The 14,367-nt window shown below is 66.0% G+C and carries 9 protein-coding genes; 4 read left to right on the top strand and 5 right to left on the bottom strand.

The annotated features are described in order from the left end of the window. The first annotated feature begins 1 nt into the window (after position 1). Positions 2 to 970: a glycosyltransferase gene (locus JOE67_RS11940; RefSeq protein ID WP_204975771.1), complete on the top strand. Its 969-nt coding sequence runs from the start codon at positions 2 to 4 to the stop codon at positions 968 to 970. Between the two features lie 78 nt (positions 971 to 1,048). Beyond that, positions 1,049 to 2,707, top strand: coding sequence for an alginate lyase family protein (locus JOE67_RS11935; RefSeq protein WP_204975770.1), 1,659 nt, complete (start codon positions 1,049 to 1,051; stop codon positions 2,705 to 2,707). 8 nt (positions 2,708 to 2,715) lie between these two features. On the opposite strand, the gene JOE67_RS11930 is transcribed toward JOE67_RS11935, so the two are convergent. Genes JOE67_RS11930 through JOE67_RS11920 form a run of 3 tightly spaced genes read right to left on the bottom strand, consistent with a single transcriptional unit; the run spans position 2,716 to position 5,610 of the window. Next, the gene (locus JOE67_RS11930) at positions 2,716 to 3,789 is read right to left on the bottom strand and encodes a glycosyltransferase (RefSeq protein ID WP_204975769.1); all 1,074 of its coding nucleotides are present in this window, start codon (positions 3,787 to 3,789) and stop codon (positions 2,716 to 2,718) included. Further along, positions 3,786 to 4,886: a hypothetical protein gene (locus tag JOE67_RS11925; protein ID WP_204975768.1), complete on the bottom strand. Its 1,101-nt coding sequence runs from the start codon at positions 4,884 to 4,886 to the stop codon at positions 3,786 to 3,788. The genes JOE67_RS11930 and JOE67_RS11925 overlap by 4 nt, the downstream gene beginning before the upstream one ends. Before the next feature lie 4 nt (positions 4,887 to 4,890). Then, positions 4,891 to 5,610 (bottom strand): DUF6270 domain-containing protein, encoded by a 720-nt coding sequence (locus JOE67_RS11920; protein ID WP_204975767.1) that lies wholly within the window; start codon positions 5,608 to 5,610, stop codon positions 4,891 to 4,893. A 172-nt stretch (positions 5,611 to 5,782) separates the two neighbouring features. Here JOE67_RS11920 and JOE67_RS11915 point away from each other — a divergent pair, with 172 nt between their 5' ends. Further along, positions 5,783 to 7,069: a class I SAM-dependent methyltransferase gene (locus tag JOE67_RS11915; RefSeq protein ID WP_204975766.1), complete on the top strand. Its 1,287-nt coding sequence runs from the start codon at positions 5,783 to 5,785 to the stop codon at positions 7,067 to 7,069. Next, entirely contained in the window at positions 7,066 to 9,561 is a 2,496-nt protein-coding gene (locus tag JOE67_RS11910) for a glycosyltransferase (RefSeq protein WP_204975765.1), read from the top strand. The genes JOE67_RS11915 and JOE67_RS11910 overlap by 4 nt, the downstream gene beginning before the upstream one ends. A 154-nt stretch (positions 9,562 to 9,715) precedes the next feature. On the opposite strand, the gene JOE67_RS11905 is transcribed toward JOE67_RS11910, so the two are convergent. Beyond that, positions 9,716 to 10,750 carry a polysaccharide pyruvyl transferase family protein gene (locus tag JOE67_RS11905; RefSeq protein ID WP_204975764.1) on the bottom strand — a complete coding sequence of 345 codons (1,035 nt, stop codon included), beginning with the start codon at positions 10,748 to 10,750 and terminating at the stop codon, positions 9,716 to 9,718. Between the two features lie 36 nt (positions 10,751 to 10,786). Further along, entirely contained in the window at positions 10,787 to 14,173 is a 3,387-nt protein-coding gene (locus JOE67_RS11900; protein ID WP_204975763.1) for a glycosyltransferase, read from the bottom strand. Positions 14,174 to 14,367: the final 194 nt, after the last annotated feature.

Genomic DNA, 14,367 nt, shown 5'->3' with positions numbered 1-14,367 from the left:
CGTGACCGAGCTCTACGTCGATGACCGCTACCGCGGAGCGCACGGCATCGGACGGTACGCGAGCGAGGTCCTTCCGCGGCTGCGTCCCGAGTGGCGCTCCCTCGGTCTCAGCGGGCACGCCCACTCGGCACTCGACGCGTTCCGCTCGCTGCCAGGGGTCGGCCCCGGTGCTCTGGTCTACTCCCCTGGGTACGGCGCGCTCGTCCGCGCGCCCCGGCAGATCCTGACGGTGCACGACCTCATCCACCTGCGCATGCCGTGGCCCGGGCGCGCGAAATTCGAGGCGTACTATCGCGGCCCTGTGCGCCACGCGATTCGCAAGGCGGGCGTCGTGCTCACGGTGTCGCAGACATCGGCCCGCGCGATTCGCGAGTGGATCGGTGATGACGCCGTCGAGATCGTCGACGCCGGAAACGGGTGCTCCGACGCGTTTCGGGCGGACGGGGCGACGGATGCCTCCGTTGACCCCTATGTCGTGTTCGTCGGCAATGTGCGTCGGCACAAGAACCTCGATGTCGTGCTTCGGGCTCTCGCACTCGCCTCGGACGTGCGGTTGCGAGCGGTCGTTCCCGATCGCGAGATCGCGGAGGCCGCTGCACGGGCCGCCGCGCTCGGCGTCGAGAACCGCGTCGAGTGGCTGCACGGCGTCGACGACGAGCGGCTCGCGGCCATCTACCGTGGCGCCGCGGCCACCGTCATGCCGTCGACGATCGAAGGCTTCGGCCTGCCCGCCCTCGAATCGGTCGCCTGCGGGGTGCCGGTGATCTTCTGGCGCGGATGCGAAGCGGTGGCCGAGGTGACCGGAGACCGCGGGTGGGCGCTCGAGTCGTGGTCGGATGCCGAGGAGTGGGCCAGTGCGATGACAGACGCGGCGATGTCGCGGCGTCGTGTGTCACCGCCGGCGAATGCCCACGACTGGGACCGCACCGCCCGTGTCGCCTCGGACGTGCTGGAGCGCGGGCTCGGCTGATCGCAGTTTGGTGCCGCATCGGCCGTCAGCCAGAGTGGATACCCCGAGACGAATATGCGTACTGATGAGGGGACGAACGTGCTGAGCAGATCAGGGTCAGGCGCTGGAGGCCTGGAGCACGTGCGTCGTGCGGCTGCTCTGCTGATGCTCACCATGATGCTGGTGGTCTCCGTGGCCGTCGCCCCAGCCGTGCACGCTGAGGAGACACCAGCGCGGGACGGGCTGCAGCCCGTGGTCTCGTCTGCAGGCTTCACCCACCCCGGCGTGTTCAACAGTCTCGAGAACCTCACTGCGACCAAGAAGCACATCGTCGCGGGTGACTCACCCTGGGCTGAGAGCTTCGAGCAGCTCACCTCGTCGCCGTACGCGAAGCGCGGTGCACCGGACTTCACGAGCTTCGGCTCCGCGTCCGCCCCGACGGCCAAGACGTGCGGTGCCGACGATCGCGGTGGGTGCATCAGCGTCTGCGGCTCCTTCAACAAGAACCCCGATGTCGGCTGCGCGGACCAGCAGGCAGACGGTCGAGCTGTGTACGCCCAGGCGCTCGCGTACTTCTACACCGGCGATGAGCGCTATGCGCAGCGCGCGGTCGCCATCCTCAACGCGTACTCGGCGCGCTTCGCGGGCAGCCGAGGCTCGAACGGGCCGTTGATGACGGCCTGGACCGCCGGGCAGATGGTCCGCGGGGCGGAGCTCATCCGCTACAGCTACACGCCGAGTTCGAAGAAGCACGAGTTCGACGTCACGGCGTTCGGCACCATGCTGCGCAAGGTGTTCGTCCCGACGCTGACGACATTCGACTATGGCCGCTTCAACGGCAACTGGAAGCTGTCCGCCGCAGAAGGCCTGATCGGCATCGCTGTCTTCCTCGATGATCGCCGCCTCTACGATCGCGCTCTGGCGATGTGGCGTGAACGGGTGGAGTCCTACGTCTATCTGTCCACGGACGGCGAGCTTCCCGTGGCGCCGGCCAGCGCCGCCGGCCTCTACCGGACGCCGACAGCTCTTCGATGCCAGTGGCTCGACGGCAAGGCGAAAGGCTGCCAGACCGATCCGCCCACCGATCCGGGCATCCGCTTCCAGAACGGACAGGTTCAGGAATCGTGCCGCGATTTCGGACACGCGTCCATGGGACTCGGCGCCATCGTCAACACTGCCGAGACGGCATGGATCCAGGGCGACGATCTCTACGCAGAGCAGCAGGCGCGCATCATCAGCGGCGTTCTCTATGCGGTTCAGGTCTCGCTGAATCATGAGACGCGCGGGTGGCCGGCATCCTTCTGCGGCGGCACAGACGATCTCGACCCGTCGCTCTCGCTGGTCGAGCTGCCGGCCCACGCGGTGTACAACGCGTATGCCATCCGCAAGGGAGCAGAGATGCCTGCCATCTCGATTCCGGGCTACCCGGCACCGGAGCGCGGAAGTGATCCGCTGGCGGACTTCATCGCCGCGCAGGGCTCGGTTCGAGGCTACGCCGGCAATGTGACGGCGTGGGACGCGGTGACTCACAGCCTGGCCAGTGCAGGCGGACCCTCCGGAACAGCGACGCCTGCTCCCGATCAGAAGAATGCTGACGATGCGACGCCGAGCGCCGAGGACGCCCCCGCGATGCCGCTGGATGTCGTGACCTCTGCCTTCGCGCTGGTGGGGGTGATCGCGACGATCGTCGTGCTGGTGTGGATCGCGTGGAGACTCGTGCGGCGCAGGCGCGGCCGCGCCGATTCAGCGTCGCGGTAGCTGCCGATTCAGCGTCGCGGTAGCTTCAGCACGAAGTCGACGAGGAGATCCGTCTTCGTCGACCAGGACTGCTGCCGGGCTCGCCCGACACCTGCCACGTTGGGAGAAGCGTGCGACAGCGCGTCGTCCAGCGCAGCGATGGCAGTGCCTTCGTCGGAGTAGGTGAAGAGGCCCGCGCTCACATCGTCGCTGAGCACCGGCGTCTCACGAGCGACCACAGAGAGCCCGGCGGCGAGGTACTCGTACAGCTTCATCGGGCTTCGTCCCGCGTTGAGCGGATCGTCTGACAGCGGCAGCATCCCCACTCGCGCGCTGTGCAGAAGCGTGGGCAGCGTCGAGTAGGCCACGCCGCCCGGGAGCTCGATGTTCTCCGGCAGCGGGACGGGCGGTTCCGGCGAGGGGCCCACGACGACGAAGCGCACACGCGGGCGGGCCTGCGCCCACGCGCAGACCTGCTGCCAGTCGAAGCGACGGTCGAGGGCCCCGACGTAGATGCACACGTCCGATCGCTCTGATTCCGCCGAGGCGACGAAGTGTTCGGTATCGACGCCGTTGCCCACCACGAGGTGCGGCTGACGGAGAGGGCCGAGACCACGCAGCACCTCGCCCGAGGTCGCGGTCACGCCGTCGGCCGCAGCGATGATGTCCTTCTGCATGCGGGCTTTCACCCCAGCCGGATAGAGATCGGTGGGCCGGTATACGAGCCGGTCGGAGAGCCCGCGGACGGAGTCGTCCCAGAGAAGGGGCTGATCGATCAGCACGGCATCGAAGCGAGTGTCTATGCCGTGCTGACGCAGTGCGCGACCTGCGGTGAGCGTGCCGAAGGGCGTCGGCATCGTCGTGCGCGGGACGAGGTGCGTGACGCCGTCGCGATCGCGGTGCGGTCCGCGCGGAACGCGCGACTCTTCGCTGTGGCTGACCCGGCCCAGCCGACGGTGCACGTGGGAGATGGGAGTCGAGAGGTGCACGACCTCTGCGCCGCGCCGAGCGAGCTCGCGGGCGTAGTGGTGGCTGCCGACGCGGAAGGCGCGGAAGGCGTGGCTGTGAGAGAGGAACAGCACCCGTCGCAGACCCCCGGTCATGCGCGCTTCATCCGGATCGTCTCGCGCACCTGCTGCTCGAGCTCGTCGAGGCGTCGGCGCGCGGCGTCGACGCGTTCCCCGATATGGCCGCTGCGGCCCAGCTGGGTTGTCAGGAACTCCTGCATGTCGCTCGACCGCGCATTCGCCGCGTCGAGGGTGATGTCGCGGATGCCGACCGCGGCGAACGCGTCGGTGATCTTTCTTGTGGGCGCCGGCACGAGCTCGGCCGGCGCCGCGCCGTCGATGGCGGCGAGCACGAGCACGTGCATCCGGTCACTGATCACGAGCCGCGCACGGGAGTATCGCGCTCGCAGGTTCTCTTCGTGTGCGACGGAGTCCGTATCGCCCCACGCCTCGAAATCGCCACCGAGCGCATCGGCGAGCTCGCGGGCCCGCGGCTCGTCTTCCCGCACCTGCACGACCGTGCGCACTCGCAGCCCTGCGGCCTCGGCGGTGAGCCGCACCGCCTCGATCCACTCGTCGCCGGGCATGGGGCGGGATCCGCGAAGGCTCACGATGAGCTCATCTCGCGCTTCCGCTGCGGGATGCCCCTTCGCCGCGGCGAATCCGATGTCGGGTGCCACAACGCCCCCGCCGACGAGCGCGGCACTGGCCGCATCGCGCCAGAGCGCGACCTGCGACAGCCGAGCCGCGCGCGCATGCAGCCATGTCGACGGGTTCGACGGCGATCTGATCCCGCGAGGCGGACGAACCACGACGCCGCCCTTCAGCCGCACGATGACCGTCTCTGCGAGGAAGACGAACTCGCGCAGCCCGTTGCCCTTGTGCAGCGGCACCTCCCCCGCCTCGAAGACGAGCACGGGGCGGGCCGGCGCCGTCGCCAGCATCCACAGCCAGCGAGCAACGCTGCGCTTGGAACGCAGCACGGTCGCATCGTCAGGTACGCCGAGCTGCCGCAACCACACGTCAGGCGAATCGCCCGTGTAGACGACCAGTTCGTCTGACGTGCCGAGCGCCCAGGCAAGAGTTGCGCGCCGGATGAGGGCGTCGCCGATGTTTCCCGCGGGTCCGGTGAGCGAGACGAAAGTGCGGGTCGCTCTGGTGCGGACGTACCTATCGCCAGCAGCGGAACGCATGGATTCAGAGCACCTGGAGAATCGCGTCGAGGGACGCCCGATAGCTGTCTTGCGTGTAGTGGAAAGGTGCCGCACCCCACTGATGTTCGCGAGCACCGCGGATACGCTGAACGTCCGGGCGAGCGATCCGCACACCATGGCGCTCGGCGATCGCGGAGTATTCGGCGAGTACGGCGTTGAAGGCCTCCGGATCGTTCGCTGTGGTTCTGGTGCTGGCACCCTCTTCATCGTGAAGCGCCCACGGCATCGCGTTCAGGACGAGGCGGTCTCGGACCCTCGAGTTCTCAAGGGAGGCAAGGAACTCGACCAACGCCTGTTCCCACAGCGTGCGGTGCTCGTTCGTCCCTATGCGTATCGGAGTGTCCAGCGCGGGCCGCCCTTTGTAGATCCCGGTCGTGTAGTCGACGACTCTGCTGACGTATCCGCCGGAAGGCACTCGATAGACACCGAGTCGCTCATCGGTGAGGTCCCAGAGGATGAGGTCGATGTCGTCCGGGTTCGAGGTCAGTTTGGCAACCACGTTGCCTCTGATGTCTCCCTCCGCCATCCGGCGCTGGAACGGCGATGAGATCGTCGACGTATCGAAATCGTTCGGGCGAGAAGGGGCGACTGCTGAGATCAGCGACTGACGCGCGACATAGCCAGCCAGCTCTAGGCCGTAGTCAGGCCAGAGCTCGACCCCGTCCCTCGTGACGCAGGACCCGTAGATGAAGACACGCTGCATCATCCGAAGGTACCGGATCCCTACCTTGTGATCCTCCCGCGAGCAACGCGCGTAACCGCTGCTGATATTCTGGTGCAGGCCATCTCCACGGCCACCAGGAGCGCGTCAATAGAGCGCGAACAGGGTCGAAACACAGGGGGCGGCATTGCCGGTTGAGTCAGTCGTGCGTCGCATGTCCGCCGCGTGGAAGGCGCTGGGTCGTGTCCGCCAAGCCGCGCTCGCATTGCTTGTCGCGCTCGCTGCGACCCAAGCGATCATCATGCTCACCTTCGGTCCGCTAGAGCTGCTGCCGCTTGTTGCCATGTGCACCCTCATCGGTGTGTTCCTCATCAAGCTGTCGTCTGCAGAACGAGGGAGCAGCGCGCGGTTGATCAGCGTGCGCCGAGAGGTTACCCGTACGCAGCGCGCGATCGCCGACGAACTCAAAGCGCACAAGCGAACGGTGTCCCTCACCCGCGAACAACTTGGTCTGATTCGCGAGCAGGCCGGGCGCACGAATGCCCAGTTCGAGTGGCTGGCCGAACGCGCCGTCGCCGCCGACTCGGCCGAAGAGCTGCTGCAGCGAAGCGTGAACGATGTGCTCGCACAGATCGTCAGGCAGTCTGACGTCCTTGAAGCGCTGCGAGCGTCTGGCGACGAAACGCTGAGCGCGGCGACAGACCGTCAGATCGCCGCCCTCGCCGAACTGAGGGGGATCCTGTCACAGCAGCACACCGCGCTCCAGCGCACGCTCGAGAGCACGACGAGCATCACCGAATCCGTGGATGCGGTCGGCAAGAAGATCGCCGTCGCCTTCGACGGTGGCAACTCCCATTCTCTGGAGCGCAGAATCGTGGCCGAGGTCTCCGCTGTCGCGTCTCTCTACGATCAGGGCATATCTCGGCGGCTGCCGACCTTCGCCAGCTGGGCGATGTCGCCCCTGTCAGTCCAGTACATCCGCACGGTCGCCGAAAGGCTCGATTCTCGCCACGACATCGTCGAGCTCGGCTCTGGAGTGTCTACAGCGTGGATCGCCTCCGCACTCGCGCAGATGAGCGAGCCCCCGGCCCTGATCGCGATCGACCACGATCCGATGTATGCGGAGACCACGCGCACCTACCTCTCCGAAATTGATGCGGATCACGTCGCGCAGGTAGTCCTCGCTCCACTCACCGGCATCGATGTCGATGGCACCGAACATCGCTGGTACAGCACGCAGTGGGTTAAGTCGGTCGAGAACATCGGCCTCCTCATCGTCGATGGTCCGCCTGCTGGACAGAGTCCCGGCGCCCGATACCCGGCGCTCCCGCTCCTGATGGATCGGCTGGCTGACCGCGCAACGATCTTCGTGGACGATGCCGATCGACCCGGCGAGTCTGAGGTCATCAAGACCTGGCTGAACCTCCCAGGGGTCTCTCGGGGCGGCTTCGTCGGCAGATCTCTCGTGCTGAATTTCGCCCGGAATGGAGACCTCACGTGACGAAGTTGGGCGCACTGGCCAACATGCAGGGAGCCGACGCCGAGTATGCGCGCCGCCTGCTGATCGGTGGCCATGGGAACCTCGAAACATTCACGCTTCAGAATCGCACTCGTGCGACGCGTGACGCTTACGCGCTGGCGATATCCCGTGGCACCTTGCACTACGGAGCACTGCTCGCGCGCGTGTTCTACGAGGCCGCGAACGAACCTCTTGCGCAGTCGATGCCGATGTCGCAGTTCGACCCCAAGTCGTTCTTTTCGTTGACTCGCATAATGGCGAATCAGGCGACTGGTGCGAGCGAGACCTACGAAGCAGTACAGATGTACAAGGCCGGAATGCGAGCGTTCGGTCTGAAGACACTCTCGCGCACCGACCGCCTGATTTTCCTGGAGGCCATCGCGTCGCTTGGTCACGCCAAGGATGTGCAGAAATACGCACAGCTCCTGAAAGTGAAGTCGCTGGACCGCAATCAACTCAATCTTCTCGCCGCCAACAGTCTCGCTGCGAACCGACTGGCAGAGCACTCTCGCAAACCCTCCGACGCGTGGCTCGACCTCGTCAACGCCGGCTATCGCCAGACCGGCATCGAGACCCTCTCGTTCGCCCCTGGCGATGATCCGCTGTTCGATCGCATCCTCTGCGGCGCCGCCGAGCATATTCTGGACGGCCCTAAGGTCACAGTGATCGTTCCCACGTTCAACAGCGGTCCTCGCATCGCGACGGCTCTTCGGTCTCTGGTCAATCAGACATGGCGAAACCTCGAGATCCTCGTGATGGACGACGCCTCGCCCGCAGAGAACGACCGTTTCCTCCTCGAGTGGCAGGAGCGGGATTCGCGTATCCGGGTTCATCGGATGCCGGAGAACGGCGGCACGTACAGAGCGCGCAACTTCGCAGTCACCCAGTTGGCGACGGGGCAGTTCATCACCGTGCACGATGATGACGACTGGTCACACCCTCGGAAGATCGAAACGCAGGTTTCGGAACTTCTCGCTGACCCGTCTCTCGTCGCCAACATGTCACTCTTGTCGCGGGCGACCCCCGAGCTCATCTTCACGCGCATCAACAACAACCCGGTGTTCACCCAGCCGAACTATTCGTCGCTGATGTTCCGGCGCGATCCGGTGGTCGACGAAATTGGTCATTGGGACCTCGTCAACCGAAGTGCAGATGCGGAGTTCCACGATCGTCTCAGAACGGCCTACCCGACGGGCACATCCGTCGCGGGAACGGATGTGCTCTCCTTCCTGCGGGTGAGATCCGGATCACTGACATCAGGGGAGATCGCCCGGGGATACATCGACCGGCGAAGAGTCTGGTATCAGCAGTCGTCGCGCGACTGGCACCAGCGCGCTGCCGGTGATCGGCGGGCACTGTTCATGCCTGCTTTCCCAGACACCGCAAGGCCATTCTCTGCTCCCACGAACATGATCGGCTCCAAGCACGACAAGGGTGCGCTCGAGGTCGATATTCTCTACGTCACCGACTTCAGGTTCCCCGGCGGCAACTCCTCCCTTGCTGCCACCGAGATCGAGCTTCTCGTCGCGAAGGGCCACCGTGTAGCACTCATGCAGATGGCCTCCCCGGTGAACTCCGCGCGCGCGGTCATCCAGCCTCGATTCCTAGCCATCTCCAATGATCCGCTGGTTTCGATCGTGTCGCCCGTTGATGAGGTGCGAGCGCGTCTGACGATCGTTCGGCACCCTTCCGTGCTGCAGTACCCGGAGGCAGCCCGCTCTGGAGTCGAAACCGACGAGCTGGTGGTGATCGTCAATCACGCACCTTTCGGTCGGGATGGTCTGGGATCGATCTACGACCTCCCTCGGACGGTCGAAACTGCTGAGGTCATCTTCGGCCGGCCCGCCAAGTACGTCGCGGAATCGGCCGTGATCAAAGCAAGCCTGAGAGGACTCATCTCCCCCGGCTCGGTGCTTGCGACCACCTGGCCTGGGATCATCACGGCTCCGCCGACGGCGGGCGAGGCCCCCGCTCCGACTCGCACAATCGGGCGCCACAGCCGCGATCATGCTCTCAAGTGGCCGGAAACGGCGTCTCGCTTGCTCGGAAGTTACCCGGACTCCGCGGAATACGACGTTCGAATACTGGGCGGAGCAGAAACCGCTGAAAACGTTCTGGGCGAGTTGCCCCAGAATTGGACGGTCCATGACTTCGGCTCCATCGCGCCTATGGAGTTCCTGCGCCAACTTCCCTTCTGGGTCTACCAGCATCATTCGTCCTTGACAGAGTCATTCGGAATGGCCGCTGTAGAGGCGATGGCCGCGGGCTGCGTCGTGATCATGCCGCCTTACACGCGACCGACCTTTGAGGACGGTGCCGTCTACTGCGAGGCCCAGGATGTGACTGCCACGATCGACAAGTTCATCGAAGAGCCGGAACTGTACTTCGCTCAAAGGGCGCGAGCCGTGGACTTCGTAGCCAAGCAGTTCAGCCCGGCCGCTTTCTACGCGAGAATCGACGCGCTGCTCGGCTGAATCCCCGATACAGATCCCGCCACCTCTCAAGACCATGGCGCAGCGGTCCACGAGCTGACCCCGCGATTGCGAATGCTCGACGTCCACATGGCTACCCCGTCACACAGGGTGCACTCGGCACGTTCGGCGCATGCCGATACTCCGCCACCGAGTCTTAATTCGCTAGATCGACCAGCGTCTGCGCTTCGCACTTCAGCCTGCTCAGCGTCGCCTCGTCAGCATCGGTCCACTTCGCCTTCTCCGCCGCGGCGAGAAAGCGCTTCAGGTCCTTCACGGTGGCCACGCGCAGGTCGAGAGCTCGCTCGGGGTGCCCGATCTGCTCGTAGAACCTGCGGGTCTTCTCACGCACGTAGAGCGAGAACGTCGGGATCCGCTGCGAGTACGACGTGATCGCAAGGTGCAGGTGCGAGGTGAACAGGGCCCGCATGCCGGCGAGACGCGGCAGGAAGTCCTCCAGCGCCGTGTAACTCAGCAGTTCGGCACCGGGCGCCGCCGGGGCGATCTCTGATCGTGCCCGGCCGTTGCGGATGAGGATGACGTCCTTCCGCCACTTGCGGGCATATGCCCCCAGCGTCTGCACGATAGCTGGCAGCTCCGGGTTGCCCTGCACATCTTCGAACGCGCTCACGTCGAACTGCAGGCCGAGCTTGCCGCTGCGAGTGGGCACGAAATCGAGGTACTCCGGCGTCAGCAGGGCCACATCCGCACCCAGCACGATCTTCTCGGCCGGCACGCCCAGACCGTGCAGGTGGTCGTAGGACTCCTGGTCGCGCACGCCGACCGCGTCGGCGCGCGAAGAGACTCCCAGCGCCAGCTTGCGGGAACGATCGCGCAGCCATGGCCCTGCCCCGACGCTCGTGACGACGACCGGCGTCGAGCCGGCGAGCGCTCCCGACTGCTGCGCATCGGCGACGAACTGCAGGTGCGAGGCCCCCGGCTTGGCGCCGGACGTGTCGCTCATGATGCCGCCCCCGCCGACGACCACGAGGTCGGCGGACTCGAACAGGCCGTCGTAGCCCTCGGCATGCGCGGTGCCGAGCCAGGCGCTGTTGGCCTCGCTCAGGCGAGGGATGCTGACGTCATAGCCGTGCTGCTGCAGGTGCTTCGCGAGGATGCCGCCGACGAGGTCGTCACCGAAGTTGTGCGCCTTGTACGGTCCGACGATCAGCGCGCGCCGTCTTTCAGTCATCCGAATCGCTCCTCGCGTCCGCACAGTGCGGGCCCATCATGCGTCCCTGCTGCTCTCGAGGAGCGAGGCGAAGATCCGCTGCGCGTCGTCGCTCAGGTCGAGTGACCGGAGCTCGTCGAGCGCGGCCGGGTCGAGCAGTGCGAACTGCTTTCGTGCTCCGTCGTACACATAGTCGACGATGTTGTTCACGGGATCGGTCACCTGCGCGGGCAGCCGATGGTTCTTCATCTCGCGTGTCATCTCCAGGTACGACAAGTAGTAGCCCCTCGCCGATCGCTCGGCGTTCAGCGTCGTGATGGTCGAACCAGGACGCATTCGACGTGCGTACGCATCGATGCTCTCGTGAGCCGCGCGCGACGCGTGCAGCATCAGGCGGAACGTGTACGGGTTGTCCTGGTGCACGATCCCCGGGATGAACCGCACCCCCTGCGTGCGCACGAAGCTCGTACGCGCCATGTAGAGCCCCACGTGCGGTCGATAGTCCTTGCTGCGGCGCATGTCGGCCATCAGCTGCACTCCGCTGCGCACCTCTCGATAGGTGTGCGCGCGCTGATAGTAGGTCGAGTAGCGCTTCCAGACCTTGTCGTCGATGTCACCGTCGCGGAAGGCGATGCAGTCGAACAGCAGCAGATCGAGATCGCTCTCGTCCGCGCTCCGCACCAGCCGCTTGGCCACGTCGCCCGGCCAGTAGTCATCGCTGTCGAGATAGATGAGGTAGCGCCCGGCGGCAGCATCCAGGCCTCTGTTGCGACCGACCGACTGCCCGCTGTTCGCCTGCTCTATCACCGTCACTCGCGGATCGGCATCAGCGAGCCTGCTCAGAATCCGGCCGGAACCGTCGGTCGAGCCGTCGTCGATGCAGATCACTTCGACGTCGATGCCCGTCTGCGCAAGAACACTGGTCACGCAGTCCTCGAGCCAGGCCTCGGCGTTGTAGACCGGGATGACGAACGACACGTCGGGTACGGTCGCCCGGCCGGGCGTCGGGATGCTCGGATTCGCCCGCAAGGGAGGCGGTGGGGCCGACACCGCAGCGCGAACGACGGTCGCGGTGCCGGCGAACAGCGAGCTCTTCTTCGCCGGGCGCACCAGGTCGCGCACTCGGCGCGGCAGCTTCGTGATCGCGCGCCCGATGCGGAACGACGGTCCCTCGGTGATCTGTCTCAGCTGCGCTCGCGCCAGATCACGGTCGCGCCGCAGTGCATCCGCATCGGTGCCGGCGAGCTCCGCCGCAGCCGTCTTCACGTTGCGCTCGCCGATTCGCACCGACCAGTCGAGAAGCAGGCTCGCCTCGGCGAGACTCGGGGCCGGTGAGTACTCGGCGGGCAGCGCGCCGGCGACCAGCTGCTCGAGCAGCAGGCCGAGATCGACATCCGCGATCCGCTGCGCGTGTTCACGGGCGTGCTGCGAAAGCTGCGCGTACCGCTCGGGATCGCGTGCAAGCCCTGCGATGAGGTCGGCGAGCGCTGCCGGGTCGTCTGGCTGCGACGTCAGCACCGCCGGGTTGCCTCGAACGGTCGCGAGCCAGGGCAGGTCGTACATGGCGACCGGCATCCCCATCGCCTGCGCCTCGACGAGGGTCAGCTGGTAGCCCTCGATCGCGCTCGTCGACACGAGAAGATGCGCGTCGGCCACTGCCCTCTGCAACTCAGATGCGTTCAGTTCGCCGAGCAGCTCCACCGCATCGCCCACGCCCCGCTGCTGCGCATACCGGCGAACGTCCATCGCCGAAAGGTCCTTGGAACCAGGTCCGACGATCGTCAGCCGGAAGTCGATTTCTCTGGCGCGAAGTTCGGCCGCGATGTCGACGAGATGCTGAACCTGCTTGGTGGTGGCGTTCAGCCGGCCCCACCATGCCAGTTCGAGACGCCCGGCGAGCCGGCGCGGCTGCAGGTCGCCCGCGAGTGCGCTGATGGCGAGCGGCGACGGAGGGTTGGGCAGATGGACGGCCTGGTTCTGACCTCGCAGCTTCCAGAACACCACGTCCGTCGGCGAGAGGGTCACCACGGACAGGAGCGTCTGCAGATGCTCGTCGAGGAATGAGATGCGGTTGCTCTGGTCGAAGAGCGGCCGAAGGGCGAAGTTGTGCAACCAGCCGATGGTCGGAATGCCGATCGCGATCGCAGCGAGCGTCCGCCACGGCCAGTGCTCGTTGTAGAGGATGTGATGATCGATCACGATGTCGATCGATCGCTCCCGGCACAGCGCGACCCACTCATCCACCCGCCTGAGGGTGTTCGCGTTCGTCAGCTCCACCACCTCGACGCCGTCCGGCACCTCGAGCTGGCTGTCGGCAGTCTCGAGCACCGCGATCGTGACCTCATGACCTGCGGCTGTCAGCCGGGCCGCCTGGTCGACGAGCACGTTCTGAAGCCCACCGGTGTCCAACCGGCGCGTCGTCAGAAGCACGCGCTGCGGAGACTGCGGCGCCGGTGGCGCTTCGGCGTGCGCCGAGATCGCGGTGAGAGCGTCAGGGCAGAATGCCGCGGCTGCGCGCACCAGATCGAGCAGGCCTACTTTCGTCGACATCATCGACATGCACGCCCGCTGCAGTGAACCGGAGGTATCGCGAATCGCATAGCGGAGCACGTTCGCGATGATGTGCAGCCGCGCGGATTCGTAGGCGGCCAGAAGCGAGTCGCCCGACTCGGATTCCCTCGCCATCAGCTGAACCCGGTCGGCGATCGCGACGATGGGTGCGATGCCGCTCAGCAGGAACGCGAATCTATCCGTGCCGTCGACGCGATGCCCGCTAGTGCCCCGACGGAAGTGGTAGCGATAGAGCCGATCCGGGATCGATGTGTACTTCTTCGCCTGCGCGAGTGCGAGAAACGAGATCGGGAGGTCGTTCGCACGGTAGAAGCGCAGATCTTCCCCGAATCCGTCGTAGGCCGCGCGCAGCAGGTCCGTCGAGAAGAGGTACCGCCAGAGGTGGCCGTTCGCCACCTCGCCGACCGGGAACAGGTTCGGGACGATGTGCGGGGTGCGCAGTTCTGAGAACGTCGGCTGAAGCGCCTTCTCGAGACGGGTCGGCACACCGTCGGGAGCGACGATCTCGACTCCGAAGCCGACGACATCGGAGTCGGTCGACATCGCCGCGGCGAGAGCAAGCTGCGCGGTGCGAGCGTCGAGTTCGTCGTCGCCGTCGAGAAAGAGCACGTACGGGGCGGACGCCGCCGCTATTCCCGCCCGACGGGCCTGGAAAGCCGACCTGTTCTCGGCCTGGCGGATCAGCGTGATCCGCGAATCCCGCTGCTGGAATTGCTCCACGATGCCGACGGTGCCGTCGGTCGACGCGTCGTCGACGCAGATGATCTCGATCTCACGGAGCGTCTGGTCCAGACAGCTCTGCAGAGCCGCCGACACATGCTTCTCATCGTCGAAAAGCGGCATGACGATGGAGATCCGCGCGTCGTCGGCCACATGCCCTCCAGGCTTACGTTCGCGGAGCGGGCGCTCTCGCGGATCCCGTATTCGGGAGACACGGGTTAGATTAGATCCTATCTACGCGGATTTCCCGCGTGGATCCGGGTCACGCTCGCGCGCCCGACCTCCCCCAGCACGTTGCCGCCCGCTCCGTCCCCCGTGCCAGGCCACCCCAGCCCGCACGCGGAGCC

Origin of the sequence: Microbacterium esteraromaticum (assembly GCF_016907315.1) — a bacterium.
Classification (GTDB): domain Bacteria; phylum Actinomycetota; class Actinomycetes; order Actinomycetales; family Microbacteriaceae; genus Microbacterium; species Microbacterium esteraromaticum.
Note: the sequence above shows the minus strand (reverse complement) of the source record. Positions and strands in the feature narration are given on the sequence as shown.

Excerpts from the sequence above, each read along its gene's own strand:
- JOE67_RS11930 (WP_204975769.1), bottom strand. The coding sequence starts at position 3,789 with ATGACCGGGGGTCTGCGACGGGTGCTGTTCCTCTCTCACAGCCACGCC.
- JOE67_RS11925 (WP_204975768.1), bottom strand. The coding sequence starts at position 4,886 with ATGCGTTCCGCTGCTGGCGATAGGTACGTCCGCACCAGAGCGACCCGC.
- JOE67_RS11920 (WP_204975767.1), bottom strand. The coding sequence starts at position 5,610 with ATGCAGCGTGTCTTCATCTACGGGTCCTGCGTCACGAGGGACGGGGTC.
- JOE67_RS11915 (WP_204975766.1), top strand. The coding sequence starts at position 5,783 with ATGTCCGCCGCGTGGAAGGCGCTGGGTCGTGTCCGCCAAGCCGCGCTC.
- JOE67_RS11905 (WP_204975764.1), bottom strand. The coding sequence starts at position 10,750 with ATGACTGAAAGACGGCGCGCGCTGATCGTCGGACCGTACAAGGCGCAC.